This is a genomic window from Betaproteobacteria bacterium (genome assembly GCA_016720925.1).
Taxonomy (GTDB): domain Bacteria; phylum Pseudomonadota; class Gammaproteobacteria; order Burkholderiales; family Usitatibacteraceae; genus UKL13-2.
In genome coordinates, this window is sequence record JADKJR010000009.1 from 120,163 (window position 1) to 140,331 (window position 20,169).

At 58.2% G+C, this 20,169-nt stretch carries 13 protein-coding genes and 2 pseudogenes; 8 read left to right on the forward strand and 7 right to left on the reverse strand.

Annotated features, from left to right (window positions below; translation table 11 throughout):
- The first annotated feature begins 32 nt into the window (after positions 1-32).
- Positions 33-1,139: a trypsin-like peptidase domain-containing protein gene (locus tag IPP88_14700; protein MBL0123915.1), complete on the forward strand. Its 1,107-nt coding sequence runs from the start codon at positions 33-35 to the stop codon at positions 1,137-1,139.
- 41 nt (positions 1,140-1,180) lie between these two features.
- On the opposite strand, the gene IPP88_14705 is transcribed toward IPP88_14700, so the two are convergent.
- Positions 1,181-1,576 carry a VOC family protein gene (locus IPP88_14705; protein MBL0123916.1) on the reverse strand — a complete coding sequence of 132 codons (396 nt, stop codon included), beginning with the start codon at positions 1,574-1,576 and terminating at the stop codon, positions 1,181-1,183.
- A 20-nt stretch (positions 1,577-1,596) separates the two neighbouring features.
- Here IPP88_14705 and IPP88_14710 point away from each other — a divergent pair, with 20 nt between their 5' ends.
- On the forward strand, positions 1,597-2,748 hold the full coding sequence (locus IPP88_14710) for an aminotransferase class I/II-fold pyridoxal phosphate-dependent enzyme (GenBank protein MBL0123917.1): 1,152 nt from the start codon (positions 1,597-1,599) through the stop codon (positions 2,746-2,748).
- Between the two features lie 85 nt (positions 2,749-2,833).
- Here the strand turns inward: IPP88_14710 and IPP88_14715 are convergent, their stop codons facing one another.
- The 3 genes from IPP88_14715 to uvrA form a co-directional block, all read right to left on the reverse strand.
- Positions 2,834-3,484 (reverse strand): response regulator transcription factor, encoded by a 651-nt coding sequence (locus IPP88_14715; GenBank protein MBL0123918.1) that lies wholly within the window; start codon positions 3,482-3,484, stop codon positions 2,834-2,836.
- Between the two features lie 205 nt (positions 3,485-3,689).
- Positions 3,690-4,484 (reverse strand): DUF481 domain-containing protein, encoded by a 795-nt coding sequence (locus tag IPP88_14720; GenBank protein ID MBL0123919.1) that lies wholly within the window; start codon positions 4,482-4,484, stop codon positions 3,690-3,692.
- A 164-nt stretch (positions 4,485-4,648) separates the two neighbouring features.
- Entirely contained in the window at positions 4,649-7,522 is a 2,874-nt protein-coding gene (gene uvrA, locus IPP88_14725) for an excinuclease ABC subunit UvrA (protein MBL0123920.1), read from the reverse strand.
- A gap of 238 nt (positions 7,523-7,760) precedes the next feature.
- Between uvrA and ssb the strand changes: the two genes are divergently transcribed.
- On the forward strand, positions 7,761-8,261 hold the full coding sequence (gene ssb, locus IPP88_14730; GenBank protein ID MBL0123921.1) for a single-stranded DNA-binding protein: 501 nt from the start codon (positions 7,761-7,763) through the stop codon (positions 8,259-8,261).
- Positions 8,262-8,540: 279 nt separating this feature from the next.
- On the opposite strand, the pseudogene mpl reads toward ssb, so the two are convergent.
- Positions 8,541-9,922 (reverse strand): annotated as a pseudogene (gene mpl, locus IPP88_14735) (UDP-N-acetylmuramate:L-alanyl-gamma-D-glutamyl-meso-diaminopimelate ligase).
- Positions 9,923-10,039: 117 nt separating this feature from the next.
- A complete protein-coding gene (locus IPP88_14740; GenBank protein MBL0123922.1) occupies positions 10,040-10,396 on the reverse strand; it encodes a DMT family protein in 357 nt (118 codons plus the stop codon).
- Positions 10,397-10,571: 175 nt separating this feature from the next.
- Here IPP88_14740 and gshA point away from each other — a divergent pair.
- The 5 genes and pseudogenes from gshA (at position 10,572) to IPP88_14765 (ending at position 18,705) form a co-directional block, all read left to right on the forward strand.
- Positions 10,572-11,850, forward strand: a pseudogene (gene gshA / locus IPP88_14745) (glutamate--cysteine ligase).
- 80 nt (positions 11,851-11,930) lie between these two features.
- On the forward strand, positions 11,931-12,869 hold the full coding sequence (gene gshB, locus IPP88_14750; GenBank protein ID MBL0123923.1) for a glutathione synthase: 939 nt from the start codon (positions 11,931-11,933) through the stop codon (positions 12,867-12,869).
- An 88-nt stretch (positions 12,870-12,957) separates the two neighbouring features.
- A complete protein-coding gene (locus tag IPP88_14755) occupies positions 12,958-13,326 on the forward strand; it encodes a hypothetical protein (protein ID MBL0123924.1) in 369 nt (122 codons plus the stop codon).
- 311 nt (positions 13,327-13,637) lie between these two features.
- On the forward strand, positions 13,638-15,941 hold the full coding sequence (locus IPP88_14760; protein MBL0123925.1) for a carbohydrate binding family 9 domain-containing protein: 2,304 nt from the start codon (positions 13,638-13,640) through the stop codon (positions 15,939-15,941).
- 205 nt (positions 15,942-16,146) lie between these two features.
- On the forward strand, positions 16,147-18,705 hold the full coding sequence (locus tag IPP88_14765; protein MBL0123926.1) for a DUF349 domain-containing protein: 2,559 nt from the start codon (positions 16,147-16,149) through the stop codon (positions 18,703-18,705).
- Positions 18,706-18,832: 127 nt separating this feature from the next.
- Here IPP88_14765 and IPP88_14770 read toward each other — a convergent pair whose 3' ends face one another.
- Positions 18,833-20,155 carry a protein kinase gene (locus IPP88_14770; protein ID MBL0123927.1) on the reverse strand — a complete coding sequence of 441 codons (1,323 nt, stop codon included), beginning with the start codon at positions 20,153-20,155 and terminating at the stop codon, positions 18,833-18,835.
- Positions 20,156-20,169: the final 14 nt, after the last annotated feature.

The window sequence follows — 20,169 nt, forward strand, 5'->3', positions numbered from 1 at the left end:
GAAGTAACCGAATCGGCAATGGAAGAATTCTCTTGAAGGGCCGTACTGTGCGGGTCATGGGCGTTTTGTGCGTGCATATTTGTTCCGCGTTAACCGTCGCCGGACTCGCATCCGTTGCGTACGGTCAAAATGCAAAGAGCGTCTTTGAAAAGGTCGCGCCGTCGATTGTCGTCATCAATAAGATAGACGGTTCCGCGCAAGGAAGCGGGGTTGTCATCGCGCGCGACGAGTCGAGCCTTTCAACAACGGTAACGATTGCGACCAACTGCCATTTGGTCGGCGAGGATCGAACACTGACCATTATCCGCGGGGAACGCACGGCGCCGGCGGAGGTATTGAGAAAATACCAAAAAAGGGATATCTGCATCCTTACCGCGCAGGCCGATCTGCCGGTCGCGCCAATGCGTTCTGTCCAAACCCTGAAAATCGGCGAGAAGGTTTTTGCCGTTGGCGCGCCACGCGGCCTCGAACTCTCGATCTCGGATGGCATCGTTTCACAACTCAGAAATGTCGCGGGTGAAAATGTACCTACTATTCAAACGAACGCCGCCATATCGCCGGGTTCGAGCGGCGGAGGCCTTTTCGACGAGCAAGGCAAACTGTTGGGGCTTACTTCATTTTATGTAAAGTCTTCGCAGAATCTCAACTTCGCCGCGCCGTCCGACTGGCTACAGGAAGCATTGGAGGCAAAGAAGGTTCCGCTGCATGAGCTGGCGAGTGATTCCCAGGTTCCGCGACCGCGGGACCTCATCGATCGAACTTGCGGATGGCAACTGGTTGCGCAGTCCGACGCGCTGCAGTTCTACCTCGATCCATGCGAGGTGAAAAAATATGAACGTCTTGTCCTGGCATGGCGGCTGCAATCGCCGCAAAAGGATCGGCCAGGCACGCCAATCAGCAACACTTCAGAGAAGCTGCGTATCGCGTATGACTGCGACATTCAGCGTAATGCCGTGATCGGAATTATCCAGTACTCGGAGCCGATGGGAAAGGGCGACATCCTGTTGCAGACCAAATCCCGGCCGGAGCCTGACTGGAAATTCGAGGACGTCGTTCCCGGCTCAATAAACGCGAATGTTCTCTCGTGGGCGTGCAGTCTTGCCGGCCCCAATCAGCGCAAGCCCGCGGGGCTCGAATAGCCGCGCGCTCCCAATGATTTCAGCGCCGGTCATCGAGTTTGCTATATGGCAAGATCGTTCGAAATCTCCACCAGATTCAAATCCGGATCGCGAACATAAACCGAGAGAATCTTTCCCCTCGCGCCCGTGCGTTGCACTGGCCCGAGGATGACCACCACGTTTTCCCGCGCGAGGTGCGCGCAAACTTCGTCCATCGGCGTCTTTGTGATCAGGCAGAAGTCCGCCGCGCCAAGCGTGGGCTTCAGTACATTCGGATCGGGTACGGCATCGGCTTGATGCAGATTGATTTTTTGATTGCCAAACGTGAGCGCGACACGTGGCGTGCCCATCGATTCGAAACGTGCGACGTCCATTCCGAGCACGCGAGAATAGAACGCGCAGGTGGCGTCAATGCTGGCGACAGTAAGGACGAAATGGTCGATGTGGTCGATCGCAATCACGCTGCTATTATGCTCGCATGAAACCGCCTGTCTCCAAACTCCCGCGCGTCGGCACCACCATCTTTACCACCATGTCGGCCCTCGCACAGGAAGTCGGCGCGGTCAATCTCGGGCAGGGCTTTCCCGATTTTGACTGTGACGCGCGTTTACTGGACATGATGAATGCGGCGATGCGCGCGGGCTTCAACCAGTATCCGCCGATGACCGGCATCCTTGAATTGCGCGAGGAAATCGCGAAGAAAGTATTCGAGTTGTATGGCCGGCAATACGATGTCGCCGCGGAAATCACCATCACCGCCGGCGCCACCCAGGCAATCCAGACCGCGCTCACGGCGATCGTGCATCCGGGTGATGAAGTCATCATTTTCGAGCCCGTATACGACAGCTACGAGCCGGTGATTCGTTTGAATGGTGGCGTGCCGGTGTATGCGCGGCTGGCGTTTCCCGATTACCGGCCCGACTGGAACGCCGTGCGTGCGCTTATCACGCCGCGCACGCGCGCGATCATGATCAACACGCCACACAATCCTACCGCAACGCTTTGGCCGCGCGCAGACATGGAAGCGTTGGCGGACTTGCTACGCGGCACGGACATCATGCTGATCAGCGATGAAGTCTATGAGCACATGGTGTACGACGGCGAGAAACACTTGAGCGTGGCGTCATTCCCGGATCTTGCCGAGCGCGCGTTTGTCATCTCGTCGTTCGGCAAGACTTATCACGTCACCGGCTGGAAGATCGCCTACTGTCTCGCCCCGAAAGAGTTGATGACGGAGTTTCGCAAGGCGCATCAGTTCGTGGTGTTTACGGTGCACACGCCTTCGCAGCACGCGATCGCGCATTACATTCGGCTTGGCACACACAAACTGCTTTCTGATTTTTATCAGGCGAAGCGCGACTTCTTTTTGAGGCACATGAAGGCGTCGCGCTTCCAATGGCAGCCTTCCCGGGCAACCTATTTTGTCTCGGCGAGCTATGCGCATCTGCCGGAGTTCGAACACTTATCCGAAGCGGAATTCGCGGCGATGCTCGCGCGAAAAATGGGCGTGGCGTGCATTCCGGTTTCAGCGTTTTATCGCGAGGCAGAAGATCATCGCGTGGTGCGCTTTTGCTTTGCCAAGAAGGAAGAGACGCTGGCGAGGGCGGCGGAGCGATTGGAAAAACTCTAGCATTGGCGAGCTTTCGCAGGCGTTTGTGCCATGAAAAGCGCGCCAGTGCTAGAGTTTCGCCAATATTGTCCTGTTATTCTTGGGGCTAACCCCGTTCCCGCTCCGCCCAGTTCGTTGCGAACCGGTTCAGCTCATGGGCATTGCGCAACCCGAGTTTTTTCTTCAGGTTGGCGCGATGCGCTTCAATGGTCTTCACGCTACGCACCAGCTTGGCGGCAATTTCGCTCGATCCGAGACCGAGCCCGATGAGCCGGAAAATTTCATACTCGCGATCGGTGAGCGCGGACAGCACCGACACCGGTTGCGTGGACGCTTTGCCGCGCACCTTCTGCAACAGGACGCCTTGCATGCGTTCGCTGAGATAGACCTCACCGGCAAGAATCTTGCGAATGGCAATGATGACCTTTTCGGTTGCTTCCTGCTTGACCAGATAGCCTTTTGCGCCGACGCGAAAGGCGCGCTCACCGTGTCCCAGCTCGTCGTGCATGCTCAGCACCAGTACCGGAACCTTCGGATAAAGCGCCGTCATTTTCTTGACGAGGTCCAGACCCGACAATCCAGGAAGGGAAATATCGGTCACCAACATGTCCGGGCGTTCCCGCGCGAGGATACGCAATGCCTCCTCGGCCGATTCGGCCTGCAGGCAGACATCGAGATCCGGCTCATCATTGATGAGTTGTTTCAAACCATGCAGGACGATGGCGTGATCATCCACGACCATGATGCGGGCTTTCATGGCCGCTCCTGTCCGGGACCTTTGTTCGATATCGTCAATTCGACTCCTTCCCCGAGATGCACAGTCAATTGCAGTATGAAATATTATGCCCCTGGACCGCCGCGGGCTGTCGATTATTCAGATCAAGAATCGTGCAAATGAAGGCGGACGGCGTGTATTGCACAGGCCGCCCGCTTTTCATATGCCGATATGCGCGATGAATCGGCTATTTGCTGCCCAGCGCGATGTTGATACCGGTCAACAAAAGTGTGTCGCTCTTCTTGGTGCCCGCAGGTGCTTCACTGTTGTAGCGGTTTGACAGCGTGACCTGCAAGTTGATGCCGTTCGCGATCGCGGTTACGAGACCCGAGTCGAACTGGGCGCGGTATTCACCCGAGCGCGTCATGTTCGGGAACAGGGTCAGCTTTTGTTTGAACGATGTGGATTCGCTCAGCTTGTGATTCGATTCTTCACCGAGCAACAGTTCCGTTGAATTGTTGCTGACTTTGGAATCAAAGGTCCGCGGCGGCGGTGGCGTCAATGTGGTCAGCGTTACGGTGTTCCTGTCTTTCTTGTAAACCACGCCACCAAACAAATCCCACGACGTATCCTTTTCCTTGATCACTTTGTAGCCGAACCCGCCGCCCAACACGATGCGCGAGTCGAGGCGCTGGATCTTGTCCTGCTCGGCTTCCAGCGTGCCGAATACGAATGAGCGATCGGAGAGATTCCAGTCGTAGCGCGCGCCGGCGCGCGTGAGGTTGGCGGTCTTCTCGGTCCTGCCGGCCACATCGCGGCTGCCGTAAAGGGAGGTCAGGAACAGACTGATCTTGTCTTCCTTGGTGGCGCGCAAACCGTCGGCGCCAATGTTGAAATTGGTTGATTTGGTATTGCCCGACGCGACCGCAAGGCCGGCAGCGAGCGAACCCCGCCACAATCCGTCTTCCTTCGGCGGATCAGCCAACACGCCGACGGACGACAATGCGCAGGCAAGCGCGGTGACACGAGAAATTCTCTTCATGGTTTCCTTTCTGACGGACAACGTCTATGGAACGTTGTTGTGTGGTTGCGAATATAGTTACCCTGCGTCGCACTTTGTCTTGCAGAGCGGACGCAAGGTAACACGCGGGTCAGAAAGGATTTGTGAACTTTTGTGGAAAGTGCGCGACGTGACTGGTTTGTTTGTCAGCGTGTTGTATTGGCGACACGCTTTTTTGGTGTTCCGAGTAGCGGCGCAAGATACCGGCCGGTGAAACTTCGCGGTGCTTGCGCGACGTCTTCGGGCGTTCCCTGCGCAATGATTTCGCCGCCGCCATCTCCGCCTTCCGGGCCGAGGTCGATCATCCAGTCCGCGGTCTTGATCACGTCGAGGTTGTGTTCAATGACAACAACTGTATTGCCGTGATCGCGCAGGCGATGCAGTACTTTCAGCAACAGATCGATATCGTGGAAGTGCAGGCCAGTGGTCGGCTCATCAAGAATGAACAATGTGCGGCCAGTGTCGCGCTTGGAAAGCTCCAGCGAGAGTTTCACGCGCTGCGCTTCGCCACCGGAGAGCGTGGTGGCGCTTTGGCCGAGGCGAATATAGCCGAGGCCGACATCAAGCAAAGTGTGCAACTTCCGCGCCACTACCGGCACCGGTTTGAAGAACTCGTAGGCCTGCTCGACCGTCATATCGAGTACTTCGTGGATGTTCTTGTGCTTGTAATGCACTTCCAGCGTTTCACGGTTATAGCGCTTGCCGTGGCAGACATCGCACGGCACATAAACGTCAGGCAGGAAATGCATTTCCACCTTGATGACACCGTCGCCCTGGCAAGCTTCACAGCGGCCACCCTTGACGTTGAACGAAAAGCGGCCCGGGCCATAACCGCGCGCGCGCGATTCCGGCACGCTGGCAAACAGATCGCGGATCGGCGTGAACAGTCCGGTGTAGGTGGCGGGATTGGAACGCGGCGTGCGGCCAATCGGCGACTGATCAACGTTGATGACTTTGTCGAAATGATCCAACCCTTCGATGACTTCGAACGGCGCAGGTTCATCGGAAGACGCGTAGATGTGATGTGCAACCGCCTTGTACAACGTGTCGTTGATGAGCGTGGATTTGCCTGAACCGGATACGCCGGTAATGCACACGAACGCGCCCACGGGCAAATCGAATCGCACATGTTTCAGGTTATTGCCGGACGCACCTTTGATCGTCAGGAGTTTTTTCAGGTCGACCTTGGTGCGCTTCTTCGGAATCGCGATCGCTTTCTTGCCTGACAGGTACTGGCCGGTCAGTGACTCCGAGGCATTCCTTATTTCGGCCGGCGTGCCCTGTGCCACCACCTGGCCACCGTGCGTTCCCGCGCCCGGGCCCATGTCCACCACGTAGTCCGCGGAATTGATGGCATCCTCATCGTGTTCGACCACGATCACCGAATTGCCCAGGTCGCGCAGGCGTTTCAAAGTTTCCAGCAAGCGGTCGTTGTCGCGCTGATGCAGGCCGATGGAGGGCTCGTCAAGCACATACATCACGCCCGTCAGGCCGGAACCGATTTGCGAGGCGAGGCGAATGCGCTGGGCCTCGCCACCGGATAGCGTATCGGCGGAACGCACCAAGGATAGATAGTCCAGGCCGACGTTATTCAGGAACGTGAGGCGCGCGGTAATTTCTTTCAGGATACGATCGGCGATCGCCATTTTCTGCGGCGAAAGCTTGACCTCGTCGAACCAGCGTCTGGAATCTTTCAGCGCCATGGCAGACAGTTCATGCAGATTTTTATCGCCGACTTTCACGTGACGCGCCTCGATGCGCAGGCGCGTGCCGGCACAGTCCGGACAGCTCTTCGTCGAAATGTATTTGGCGAGTTCCTCGCGCACGGCCAGCGAATCGGTTTCGCGATAGCGCCGTTCCAGATTCGGCACGATGCCTTCAAAAATCTCTTCTCGCAGGATCGGCTTGCCGCGTTCGCCCGGATACTTGAACGAGATTTTTTCCTTGCCGGAGCCCTGGAGAATGAGTTGCTGCACTTCCGGCAAAAGCTGGTCGAAGGGTTTGTCGATATCGAACTGGTAGTGCTGCGCCAACCCCAGCAGCATCTGGAAGTAGAACTGATTGCGCCGGTCCCAGCCCTTGATCGCGCCGCCCGCGAGCGACAATCCCGGGTAGGCGGCAATTCGCTTCGGATCGAAAAACGTGATCTGGCCCAGGCCATCGCAGCTTGGGCATGCACCCATCGGATTGTTGAACGAAAACAACCGCGGCTCCATTTCGGAGATCGAATAGTCGCAGGACGGGCAGGAAAATTTTGATGAGAACAGGATTTCCTTGCTCGTCTCCATGTTGACCGCGATGGCCTTGCTCTCGCCCACACGCAAGCAGGTTTCAAACGATTCCGCGAGGCGCTGTTTCAACGCCTGCGGCGAACCCGTCGCCGGATCGGGTGAAACCTTCAGGCGATCCACCACCACTTCGATGGTGTGTTTCTTCATCTTGTCGAGCTTGGGGAAGGCATCGATCTCGATCACCTTGCCGTCGACGCGCAAGCGCACGAATCCCTGCGAGCGGAATTCCTCGACCATATCCAGATGCTCGCCCTTGCGATTCACCACCACAGGGGCCAGCAACGTGAGCTTGGTGCCATCCGGCAGTGCGGCAACCGTATCCACCATCTGCGATACCGTCTGCGCTTCCAGCGGCAGTTGATGCTCGGGACAATACGGCGTCCCGGCACGTGCGAACAACAGACGCAGGTAATCGTGAATCTCGGTGACCGTGCCGACGGTGGAGCGCGGATTATGCGAGGTTGCTTTTTGCTCGATCGAAATGGCGGGCGACAGCCCTTCGATCAAATCAACGTCCGGCTTTTCCATCAACTGCAAGAACTGCCGCGCATAGGCCGACAGCGATTCCACGTAGCGCCGCTGCCCTTCGGCATACAAGGTATCAAACGCAAGTGAAGATTTTCCCGAGCCGGACAGGCCGGTGATCACCACCAGCGAATGTCGCGGCAAATCGAGATTGATGTTCTTGAGATTGTGGGTGCGGGCACCGCGGATCTTGATGAATTCCATGAATTTCTTATGAAGAAAACGGGCTAAGGCCTTGATGCATAGGGGTGCGGAAACGCAGGCAACCGGCCCCATGCGCAAACAAAAGGGCAACCGGTCATTTTAACGCTTTCGGGTTTCCCCCCGCATCTCTTTTTTGGGGCACAATGCTCGCGCGGCTCAATCGGAATACGAGTCGCACTCGTGTGGGGAGCGGCAAAGCCTCTCCTCCAAAACCAATCGTTACATGGAAGGAAGTCTCATGGCATCAGTCAATAAAGTCATCCTGGTGGGCAATCTGGGTCGTGATCCAGAAACACGCTATATGCCCGACGGCGGCGCAATCACCAACATCTCGATTGCGACCACGTCGACCTGGAAAGACAAGAGCGGCGAAAAACAGGAAGCCACAGAATGGCATCGCATTTCGTTCTTCGGCAAGTTGGCCGAAATCGCCGGCGAATATCTGAAAAAAGGCTCGCAGGTTTACGTCGAAGGCAAACTCCGCACGCGTAAATGGCAGGACAAGGACGGCCAGGATAAATACACGACCGAGATCATCGCGGATTCCATGCAGATGCTGGGGTCGCGGCAAGGAATGGGCGGCGATAGCGGCGGGGACTATGCGCGCTCATCGGGTGGCGCCCAGTCTTCCGGTGGCGCACCAAGCGGACCTTCAGCGGGTTCTTCCTCGAAACCGGGTGGCGGGCCCAAGGGTGGCGCGGCGAAGTTTGAAGATATGGACGACGATATTCCGTTTTGAAATTCGTTTTTTGATTGAATTGGAAAGCCCGCGTTTGCGGGCCTTTTTGCTTGTTATTGGACAGCACTAAAGACCATCGTTCTGCGTTTTGCGACAGGCGTCAGCCGGAGTCCCTCAGCATTCCGTCGTGGCAAAAAGAAAAGCCGTGGCCTTATGTGAATCGTGGATTCCCGTGTTCACGGGAATGACAGCTCGATCAGCCAACTCAGCAATGGGCGCGCCTCCCAGACCACTTTACCCCCAAAACCCGCGCCAAATGGCGATCCGCGCTTTCTATCGCTATGCCGCCGCCAATTTCATCTCCCGCTCCGCCAGTCGCGCTAAAATCTTCCCGTGCACGCCACCAAACCCGCCGTTGCTCATGACCAAAACATGATCTCCAGGCTGGGCCATGACCACAATCGCGTTCACCATCGCGTCGAGATTTTCAAATATTCCCGTCTTTGTCCCGATTGGTTCAAACGCCTTGGCGACGTCCCAGCCAAGATTATTCGCATAAACGAATACCACGTTCGCATTGGTGAGTGAACCCGGCAACGCGGCACTCATCGCGCCCAGCTTCATGGTGTTGGTACGCGGTTCCAGCACGGCGATGATTCGCACGCTGTCACCGACGCGTTTACGCAAACCTGTGACCGTCGTTTGAATCGCGGTTGGATGATGGGCGAAATCATCGTAAACGGTCACGCCGCCAATCTCTCCTTTTATTTCCATGCGACGTGCCACGCCGGTGAATGTGTTCAGCGCCTCGATGGCGAGCGCGACCGGTACACCACCGTGCCGCGCCGCTGCGATAGCAGCCAGCGCGTTTAGTGTGCTGTGCGTGCCCATCTGGCTCCAATCGACCATGCCGCGGTCTTCGTTATTGAGCAGCACATGAAACTGCGCATCGCGTTCACCGCGCCGGAAGTCCCACATTGCCCCCGGACCAAAAGTTTCTGTCGCCGTCCAGCAGCCTTTGGCAAGCGCGTGCTGAACGTGTTCGTCGCGGCCATTGCTGACGATGAGTCCGTTGGCGGGCACGGTGCGCACCAGGTGATGAAACTGCGTTTCGATTGCTTCCACATTCGGAAAAATATCGGCGTGGTCGTACTCAAGATTGTTCATGATGGCGGTGCGCGGACGGTAGTGCACGAACTTGCTGCGCTTGTCGAAAAACGCGGTGTCGTATTCGTCGGCCTCAATCACGAAAAAAGGGGAATCGCCTTGCGGCGCACGGGCGGATATACCGAAGTTGGTGGGCACGCCGCCGATCAGGAAACCCGGGCCGACACCGGCGTAGTCGAGTATCCACGCCAGCATCGCGCTGGTGCTGGTCTTGCCGTGCGTGCCGGCGACGGCCAGCACCCATTTGCCGTAGAGGAGATTTTCTCCCAGCCATTGCGGGCCGGAAATGTAGGGCAGACCGCGATTCAACATTTCCTCAACGACCGGCATGCCACGCGTCATCACGTTACCGACAACGTAGAGATCCGCCTTGAATTCGTCGAGTTGCGCGGCGTCGAAGCCGGTGTGCAATTCAATGCCCGCCGCATCCAGTTGCGTGGACATGGGGGGATAAACGTTCCGGTCGGAACCAGTCACTGTGTGGCCGGCCCGCGCGCGAGGACGGCGATACCGCCCATGAAGGTACCGCAGATACCGAGGATATGAATGTGCATTTTTAGTTTGTCATCCTGGGCAACGCGAACGATCTCGGCCCGGGAGGCATTGGTCCTATAGGAAGTGTGAACGTCAACCCGGAATTCGTCGCCTACTGCCCGGAGTCACCATGCTTGTTAACTCTTGAAGATAAAATAAACCGCGCCCATCAAACACAGCCCGGCCCACAGGTAATTCCAACGTAATGGTTCCTGCATATAGAAAATAGCGAACGGCACGAATACCGACAGCGTGATGACTTCCTGCAATATTTTCAGTTGCGCCAGGTTCATCTGGGTATAACCGATGCGATTCGCCGGCACTTGAAGCAGGTATTCAAACAGCGCGATACCCCAACTCGCCATCGCCGCGAGGAACCAGTGCCTGCCCGAAAGATTTTTCAGATGCGCGTACCAGGCAAAGGTCATGAAAACATTCGAGGCAATCAACAGCAGGCTGGCGGTGAAGACGGGCGAACCAAACAAATTACCCATTTCTGATGCTGTCGGGTAACCGCGGATTGACCTTGATTCGCATGGGGAAATTTTATCACCTGTCATGTGAAAATTCGTCACAAAAACAGACATCCTTTGGGAGTAAACTGAACGGCCTTGAAACGACCAATGATGGACGCACTTATAGTCGTTAGTTCACTGACATCGGATAATCATGGTCCCACATCTCACCACGTCGCTTACCGGTCCGCTGCTGGACCTGGAAAAGAAGATTCTTGGCAGCATGCCCGATATCGAGCGCTGGTTTCGCGGGCAGTGGAACGAAAACATCCTGCCGTTTTATTCCTCGGTCGATCTGCGCAATTCCGGCTTCAAGCTGGCGCCGGTGGATACCAATCTGTTTCCGGGTGGCTTCAACAATCTCAATCCCGATTTTCTGCCGCTGTGCGTGCATGCGGCAATGTCGGCCGTGCAAAAGCTTTGCCCGGACAAGCAGCGCTTCCTGTTGATTCCGGAAAACCACACGCGCAATCTGTTCTATCTCACCAATGTCGCCGCGATCCGGAAAATCCTGATCAGCGCGGGCCTGGATGTGCGCGTGGGTTCGCTACTGCCGGAGATCACGGCGCCGACCACGCTCGATTTGCCCAATGGGGAGAGGCTCGTCCTGGAACCGATCAGGCGCGTCGGTAACAAGCTGGTGCTGGACGGTTTCGAGCCGTGCGCGATTTTACTCAACAACGATCTCTCGGCTGGCGTGCCCGAGCTGCTGAAACGCCTGGAGCAGCCGGTTGTGCCGCCACTCTATGCCGGCTGGACCACGCGCCGCAAGACGCTGCACTTTCACGCCTACGACAATGTCGCCGAAGATTTTGCGAAAATCATCGGCATCGATCCTTGGTTCATCAACCCGGTATTCAGCCAGTGCGGCAAGGTGAATTTCAGCGCCAACGAGGGTGAGGAATGCCTTGCGGCGAATGTGGAAGCCGTGCTGCACGAAACACAGCTGAAGTACGACGAATACGGTATCAAGGAAAAGCCGTTCGTCATCGTCAAGGCCGACGCCGGCACCTACGGCATGGGCATCCTCACGGCGCGTTCGCCCGAGGATGTGCGCGGGCTCAACCGCAAGGAACGCAACAAAATGGCGGTGGTGAAGGAAGGCCTCGAAGTAAACGAGGTGATCGTGCAGGAAGGCGTGCACACCTTTGAAAGCGTCAATGGCGCGGTGGCGGAGCCCGTCGTGTACATGATCGACCAGTTCGTGGTCGGCGGCTTTTATCGCATCAACACCGATCGGGGTGTGGATGAGAATCTCAACTCGCGCGGCATGAGCTTCGTGCCGCTCGCGTTCGAAACCGATTGTCACACGCCCGATTGCGCCGGCATGCCGGATGCGCCACCGAATCGTTTTTATACCTATGGCGTGGTCGGGCAGACTGGCGATGTTGGCGGCAGCCAAGGAACTGGCAGGCGCTGTCGGAAACGGTTGATGTCGAAGGGTACCCTGCCCTTAACTTCTTCGGCTCCCCCTACGTTGATCCGGCCGATGGCCGTCTCCGCGGATTGACGCATGAAGTTTGCCTTTATCGTTGATCCGCTGGCAAAACTCAAGGCCTACAAGGATTCCTCCGTCTTCATGATGCGCGAAGCCGCGAGACGCGGCCACGAAGTGTGGGCATTCGAAGCGCACGAAATCTTTTCCGCCGGGCAAGTGTGCGCCAACGCGCATCGCCTCGACGTTTCCAGTGACAATCATGCCTGGTATCGCGAGGTATCGTCGAACACGCAGCCGCTGACCTTTTTCGATGCGGTGCTGATGCGCAAGGACCCGCCTTTCAATCAGGAATACCTTTATTCGACGTTGTTGCTGAGCCTCGCCGAGCAGCAGGGCGCGCGCATCGTCAACCGGCCGAATGCATTGCGCGACTACAACGAGAAACTCGCGATCCTGAAATTCGAGCGCTTCACTTCGCCCACGCTGGTCACGGCCGACATGGGCCGTATTCATGCATTCGTCGATGAGCATCGTGACGTCATCGTCAAGAAACTCGATGGCATGGGCGGCACCTCGATTTTTCTCGTGCGCAAGGACGACCCGAATCGCAACGCCATCATTGAAGTGCAGACGATCAATGGCTGCGAAACCATCATGGCGCAACGCTACATTCCCGAGATCACCAAAGGCGACAAGCGCGTGCTGGTGATCGACGGCAATGTGGTGCCGTTCTGCCTCGCGCGCATCCCGAAGGATGGCGAAACACGCGGCAATCTCGCCGCCGGCGGGCGCGGCGTCGCGCAAGCAATTTCGCCGCGTGATCGCGAAATCGCCGAAGCAGTCGGTCCGCAATTGAAGGCCGACGGCCTTACCCTCGTCGGGCTCGACATCATCGGCGATTACCTGACCGAGGTGAATGTGACGTCACCCACCTGTCTTGTCGAAATATTCGAGCAGGTCGGCTTTAATGCGGCGGCGTTGATCATCGACGCGCTGGAAAAGCGCAACGCGTAATATTGTTCTCCGCTGTAATTTGTAATCGCTGATCGCGGAAATTGACGTGCGGTAAGTTTTAATCCCAATTTGTGGGAGGGCATCGGTCATGGTGGATTGGGAACCAATATCCCTGGGTGCACTGCTGGAACGAATCGCGCAGGGCTGTGCGCGCATGACGGAAACGCAACGGCACTTGTGGCGAGGTGTTCAGATCAAACCCGAAAAATGGAAACAACATCCTTACGGTGACGCAGGCGACGGATTCTGGGCGGTTGGACTGGCTGGTCGAACCGTGATTTGGTACAACGATCTCGAAAACGGATTCAATCGTTCGGTGTACTCGGACTATGGCGTGATCGATGACTATTGGCGCAATGCGGACGAGCTGGAACTCACAATTCAATATCTCGCCAATGCACTCGCCGGCGGTCAAGACCTGTCACTCATTGGCTCAGGGTTCAAGAAGCGTGCGTAGCAAGCGTAGCCTCGATGCAGCGAAGCGCAATCGAGGGCCCCGTTGTGATGAGCGAATTTTCTTTCATGTGCATTGCTCCCGGATTTCGCTTCGCTGTACCCGGGCTACACGTGGGCAGATTTTTTTCAATGAACAAAAAGATGTAGAACGCCATTTGGCGGGCTTCCCTGGACAAAAATGCCGGGAAAGCCGCGCCAGTGCTTGTGTTCATTTGTGAAGTCGGTAGCTGGAAGCATTCGCTCCCACATTGCGTCGCCCGATCAACCTGGCCATACGAATCCGTCGCCGTACTCGACAAGGAGGTGGCAACCGTGAGCATCCGCATCTCACAAGAGCCGAGCAGACTCATTCGGCAAATCGCGATGGCATGTATCGCGGCAGCAATTGCGTTGGCGGCCGCAGCGCAGACGCCTGCCGAGCGCCGCAACCCGCCGATCACAGCCACCGCGCTCCTGCCCGGTGAGTCCATCAATATCGACGGCAAGCTCGACGACGCGGTCTGGCAGCGCATCAAGCCGATAACGGAATTCTATGAGTACCGCCCGGGTGATGCATTGCCCGCAAAATTTCCCACCGAAGCCCGCATCGCCTACGGTGAACACGCGCTCTATATCGGCATCACCGCGATTGATCCGCAGCCCGCCAGGATTGATGCGCCATTGGTGCGCCGCGATCAGGTCCTGGGCACGCAGGATTTTGTCGCCATTCATATCGACCCCCTGGGCACGCGAAAATTCGCGCAAATTTTTCGCGTCAATGCGGCAGGCGCAATCGGTGATGGCCTGTTCAACGATGCCACCGCCAGCGAGGACCTTTCGCCCGACTTCGAATTCGAGGCGCGCACCGCGGTTAATTCAACCGGCTGGACCGCCGAAATACGCATCCCGTTTTCAACGCTGCGTTATTCCAGTCCGCCGTCCCCGAACTGGAGCATTCAGATCGTTCGACTCATTTCGCGAGACCAGGAGTATCGTCTGGCGAACGCCCGCATCCCGCGCAACTCAAATTGTTTTCTCTGTTACGCACAAACACTTGAGGGCATGACCAACCTGCCGGTCGGCACCGAGTTCACCGTCACGCCGCAGATGACGTTGCGACATGCCAACGACCGGCACAATGATGGCCCTCGGCACGGCAAGACCGATTTAGTCGCCGGCGTCGATGTGAAATTCCGCCCGCGGCCGGACCTGGTCTTTGACGCCACCATCAACCCGGATTTTTCGCAGGTGGAACTCGATGCCCCGCAGCTGGGCGGCAGCGCGCAGTTCGCCTTGTTCTTTCCCGAAAAGCGGCCGTTTTTTCTCGAGGGCGCGGACATACTTTCGTCGCCGTTCACGGGTGCCATTTATACGCGCTCCATCAATGACCCTGCATGGGGCGCGCGCCTCACCCGGCGCAATGAAACCAACGACTTCACGATCCTCACCGCGCGCGATGATGGCAAGGGTTTCATCCTGTTGCCTGGCCCGCTCGACACCGGCTATGCCACCCAGGAGACCAAGTCACAGGCGACCATTGGCCGCTTTCGCTCTCATCTGGGCAATTTGTCGGTGGGTGGACTGGTGACCGATCGCACCTATGAAAGCGCACCCGGCAACCCGGCCGCGTACAACCGCGTCGCCGGCGTTGATTTCGTCTGGCGTCCGGCGGGCGAGACGCGCGTGCGCGGCCAGCTTCTGGGCAGCTTCACCAAGGATCCGCGTAATCCGCGCGAGCCGGTAACGCCCGACAATGACTATGCCGCGATGGGGGACTATGACTACCGCGACGCGACGTGGGGCTTGTCCGGCGGCGTCGAACAGGTTGGCCGCGGTTTTCGCGCGGACAACGGCTTTTTCGGCCAGGCCGGTTACACCAATGCGCGCCAGGAAATCCAGCGCAGGTGGAACCATGTCGGGCCTTTTCATGAAGTGTCACCCTTCGTCAATCTCGTTCGTACCGTGGACGATGCGGGCAACCTGCTGTACCGGCAAGCCGTGCCCGGTATTTTTTTCGCCACCGACAAAAACACCAACATCGCCATCGAGTGGCGGCCCAATACGCGCGTGCGCATCCGCAATGAAGGGGACACGTTGAAGCGCGATCAGGTATTTGCGTCGATCGAAACGTCGCCGGGCACATGGCTGTCGCGCCTTTTCGTTGAGACGGCAATCGGTGACCGCGCGGATATCGTCGGCAACGTCATCCGTCGCGGTTATTACATCGGCGCCAACGCAACTTTGCGGCTGTCCGATCGATTTGAAATCGAACCGCGCATCGATGAATCGGTGATGGGAACGGGCATTCTTGCCACCGGCAGCGACATCGCGCTGCGCGAACGCGCGATGCAGATCACATCGGTCTATCACTTCACCGCACGCGACCACCTGCGATTCATCGGCCAGTACAGCAGTGTCAAACGCGAATCAGCGTTCTATGCGGAGCCGGTTACCGCCAATGAAAAAACCGAAACGCTGTCGCTGGTGTACGGGCATTTGCGCAGCCTCGGCACCAGTGTGTACGTGGGCGCCACCACTTCGCGAAGCATTGACAGCGGCGCCGAGACGAAGCGGCGTCAGAACGAAGTGTTCGTGAAGATCTCCTGGGCCTTTGATATGGTCGCGCTGTTTTTATAATACTGGCGAAAACACGTAGATCCAGCATTGGCGAGGGTTTCTGGCCAAAAATGTCCCAAACGGCAAGCTGGATGCGGACTTTGTGCTGCCGCCAGACACATTTCGCGGCGAATACCCAAGCTTGCGCTGCCACCCACAATGCGCGATATCGGCAGCGATAAATGTCACAATGCGCGTTCTGGATTACTTAACCGCTACCCACACCATGTTCACCAAGCTATTCAAGAAGGACGAATCCTCCGACAAACCGCAGGCCACCGCACCCGCATCTGCACAGGCTGCCTCACCGCCGCCGGATAAGACGCCGTGGGAAGAACAATTGCGTGCCGCAGCAGGCAATGACGAGGCGCTGCTGGCGGTGGCGAAATCCGCGCCGTTCATCGATATCAAGTTTTCCGCCGTGCAGGCGCTTGCAAGCGAAGAAGCACTGAAACTGGCGGAACGCGAATTTCGCAATCATGACCGGCGCGTGCACCGTGAAGCCAAACAACGCCTGGAAGCGAAGATCGCCGAGCGCGAAGCGCGCGCGCAGGCCGCGCAACTCATTGATGCCGCATCGGCGCTGGTCGAGGAAACGCATATTCCGGCAAACCGCCTGGTAGAACTTGATCACGCCTGGCAGGTGTTGAGTCCCGCCATGCTGGAAGACAGCCAGATTGCCGCCTATGCGGCGGTATGGACCCGGCTCACCACGCTGACGCGCGAGCGCGGCGACCAGCAACTCTGGACCAAACGCTGGATGGCCGAGGCGAATCGCGCGCTGACACATTTTCATACCGTCTGCATGCAGGTGGCGCGCGCGGAAAAGGAACATGCGGACCTGACGTCGGCGCGCGCCTCGGTCGAGGAGTCGCTTTCGGCTTCCCTGACCGCCGGTGATGCGGCGACGTCCGTGCTATCGGTTGCCCACTTGCAGGCGAGCTTGCGTGAAGCACTGCAACTCGCCGCCGAAACCGACGCGCGATTGACGTTTCTGGAAAACTTGCCGGCGGCTACCGATGGCACGCAAGTTGCCGCCTGGCAAGCCCTTCCGATTGCCGAGGCGCACGTCGCGGCGGCGCTCAATGCGCGCTTTGAACAATGGCACCGCGAACAGACCGATGCCCGTCAGGCGCGAACCGCAGAAGTAAAAAAGCACGCCAGCGAGCAAAGCAAGGCGGCTCGACAAACGCGCCTGGATGAAATTGAGGCGGTGCTGGCCCAGGCCGAGGCCGCGCTGGCCGCCGGACATCTGGCCGAGACCATAGAGCACTTGCACAAGGCCGATGGCGCGGCGCAATCAACGAGCGTGGACAAGAAACTGCAGGCGCGCATGGAAGCCGTGCAGGGCGAAGTGGCGCGCCTGAAGGGCTGGCAGCATTGGGGTGGCGGACGGGTGCGCGACGATCTGGTGCTGGAAGCCGAAGCGCTCGCCAAGGCCAGTGCCGCCGAGAAGCTGGCCATCAAGGCGCACGGCGATGCCATCGACAATTTGCGCGAACGCTGGAAAGAACTCGACAAGCTCGGCGGCGCCACCAACCGCACCCTATGGCTCCGGTTCGATGGCGCGCTGAAAACCGCGCACCTGCCGGTGGCCGCGCATCTGGCCAAACTGAAAGCCGTGCGCCAGGAAAATCTCGAGGCGCGCAACAAGCTGATTGCCGGACTCGATGCCGTGGTGCTGGCCGCCGCCGAAAAAGGCGAGACGCAGGACTGGCGCGCGCTGGCGCGAGTGCTTGAACAGTTTCAGACCGAATGGCGCAAGCTGGGACCGCTGGAACATACCGTGCCGCACAAGGCGCGCAATGCCCTCGATGCGCGCCTGAAGGCCAGTTCCGAACGCCTCGATGCACCGTTACGTGAAGTGCGTCGCGTCGAGCAATTGAAACGCAGCAAACTGATCGAACGCGCGAAGGCACTGGCCGCCGATTCGGCCGCCCGCGATGTCATCGCCAAGGTACGTGAGCTGCAAACCGAATGGCAGCAACACGCCAAAGGTTTGCCGCTGGCACGAAACGAAGAAAACAAATTGTGGGGAGAATTCAAAGCCGCGACCGATGCCGTATTCAAGCAGCGCGATGCGGTGCATGCGACGCGCGATGCCGAATTCAAAACCCATCAGGTCGCGAAGGAAGCGCTCATCGCGCGCCTCGCCGCACTGGCCGCCGACACGCCGGCCGCCGAGATCAAGCGCGCGCTGGTTGATATCGACCGCGAATGGCGCAATAGCGGCGAAGCGCCACGTGCGGTCGGCGCGAAACTCGATGCCGCGTTTCGCACCGCGCGTGACACCGCGCAGCAGCATCTCGCCGGCAGCGCGAAGCGTGTCTGGCACGTCACCTGCGATGCACTGGCGGCGAAATTGGCGATGTGCGAGGAAGTCGAGTCCGCGCAGCCGAACGAAGGCTTGGATGTTCGCTGGCAAGCCGCCGCGGCGCTGCCTGCTGCGTGGGAACCTGCCTTGCAGGGACGCTTCAAGGCGGCCATGGCGGGCAATGCGGACGCCGCAAAAACCTCCGCCGACGCACTCGCTGGCGTTCTGTTGCAACTGGAAGCCGCGCTCAACATTGAATCCCCGCCAGCCTTTCAGGCAGCGCGCCGCGAACTGAAACTGCGCGCGTTGAAGAATGCGATGGAAGCGCGGCAATCGGCGGGCGTCAACGCGGCAGATATCGACCGGTGGCTGGCCGAAGCATTCGGGTTTGCGCGTCCGGATGCGGCGTCCCGTCAGCGGCTGGGGACGATCCTGTTGGCGTTGCGGGAAGGGGCGCATCGCAGCGCATAAGATTGGCGGTTCGGGTCTGCGCCAGAGTCTAAAGTCCGCGTGCCGATTGCCGTTCGGGGCATTTATGCCCTGAAAGCCGCGCCAGTGCTGGACTTTCGCGTATTGGTGAGGGTGTGGCGGGGACGCGTTAGGGCACCGTACTCAATCGCTTGTCCGCATCCACCAGCCAGCTCGCCATCGTCTGCAGGAAAGTTTTCTCGAAGCGCGCGCGGCAAATTTCCGACGCGTCGCGCAGCGCGGAATCGGCGATACGCAAGACGATGCCGTCGAGCAGCACAGTGCAAGTGGTGTTGCGCGGCCCGCGGCCTTCCAGCACATAGGATATTTCGCCCATGCTCATGCCGGCGGAGACCAGGTCAATCAATCGTCCTTGCTTCGATACTCTCGCCTGGCCATTCAGCAGAACAAAGAAACAGTCGCCAATATCGCCCTCACGAATCAGCACGTCACCCTGATAGACGCGCCGGAATTCTCCGATCTCGAGTACATACCAGAGGTCCGCATCGGAAAACAGCCGGAAGAACGTCGACTCGCGAAGCAACTGAAAACGCTCGCTTTCGCTCGAAAGATTGACGGCCAGATAGCCTTGATTGAGCGAGACCGGCGCGATTTTGGTCAGCGCGTCCAGGCATTCGCGCCAGGAACCAAAGCGTTCGGACGGCAGCTTTGCCATCATCCGCGCGATCACCGCATCGAGCGCGGGCGGGATGCTGGGCCGGATTTCGCTCGGCGGTTTCGGCTGCGCCTTGAATATCCGCGTCGTCAGTTCTTCCATGTTCGTACCATCGAACGCCCGCACGCCAGTAAGCAGCAGGTAAAAGACCACGCCAAGCGAAAACATGTCGCTGCGAAAATCAAGGCGGTGACCGAGCAACTGCTCCGGCGACATGTAAAGCGGTGAGCCGATGCCAGCCTCGACCTGGCCGGCACGCGTGGATATCAGCGTCGCTCCCAGATCGCTCAGGCGGATGTCGCCGCTGGTGGTGATCAGGATATTGGCCGGCTTGATGTCGCGATGGATGAGCCCCAACACATTCATGTATTCCAGCGCTTTGCCGCACTTGAAAACAATGTCCACCAGCGCTTCATGGCCGAGCAGCGTGCCGCGTTCGCAATGCTTTTCCATCGTGCCGCCATCCACGCATTCCATCACCACGTAGTGATCATCGCCGTCATGAATGACATCGAAAATCTTGACGATATGCGGATGGTTGAGTTTTCCCAACAGCGCCGCTTCGGTTCGCATTCCCAAATCCGCGAGCGCGATACTCGGCTTGTCCGCACTATTGTGATTGACAACTTTCACCGCGACCTCGCGGCGGTGGAACGGATCTTCGGCCAGATAAACCGTGCTGGTTGCGCCGCTGCCGAGGACGCGCAGCAGCGTGTACTTGCCCAGTTGGCGGGGCAGGTCAGAATCGTCGGGAAATTCCGGGAACGCGCTGGTCATCTTGTTCTGGTGCA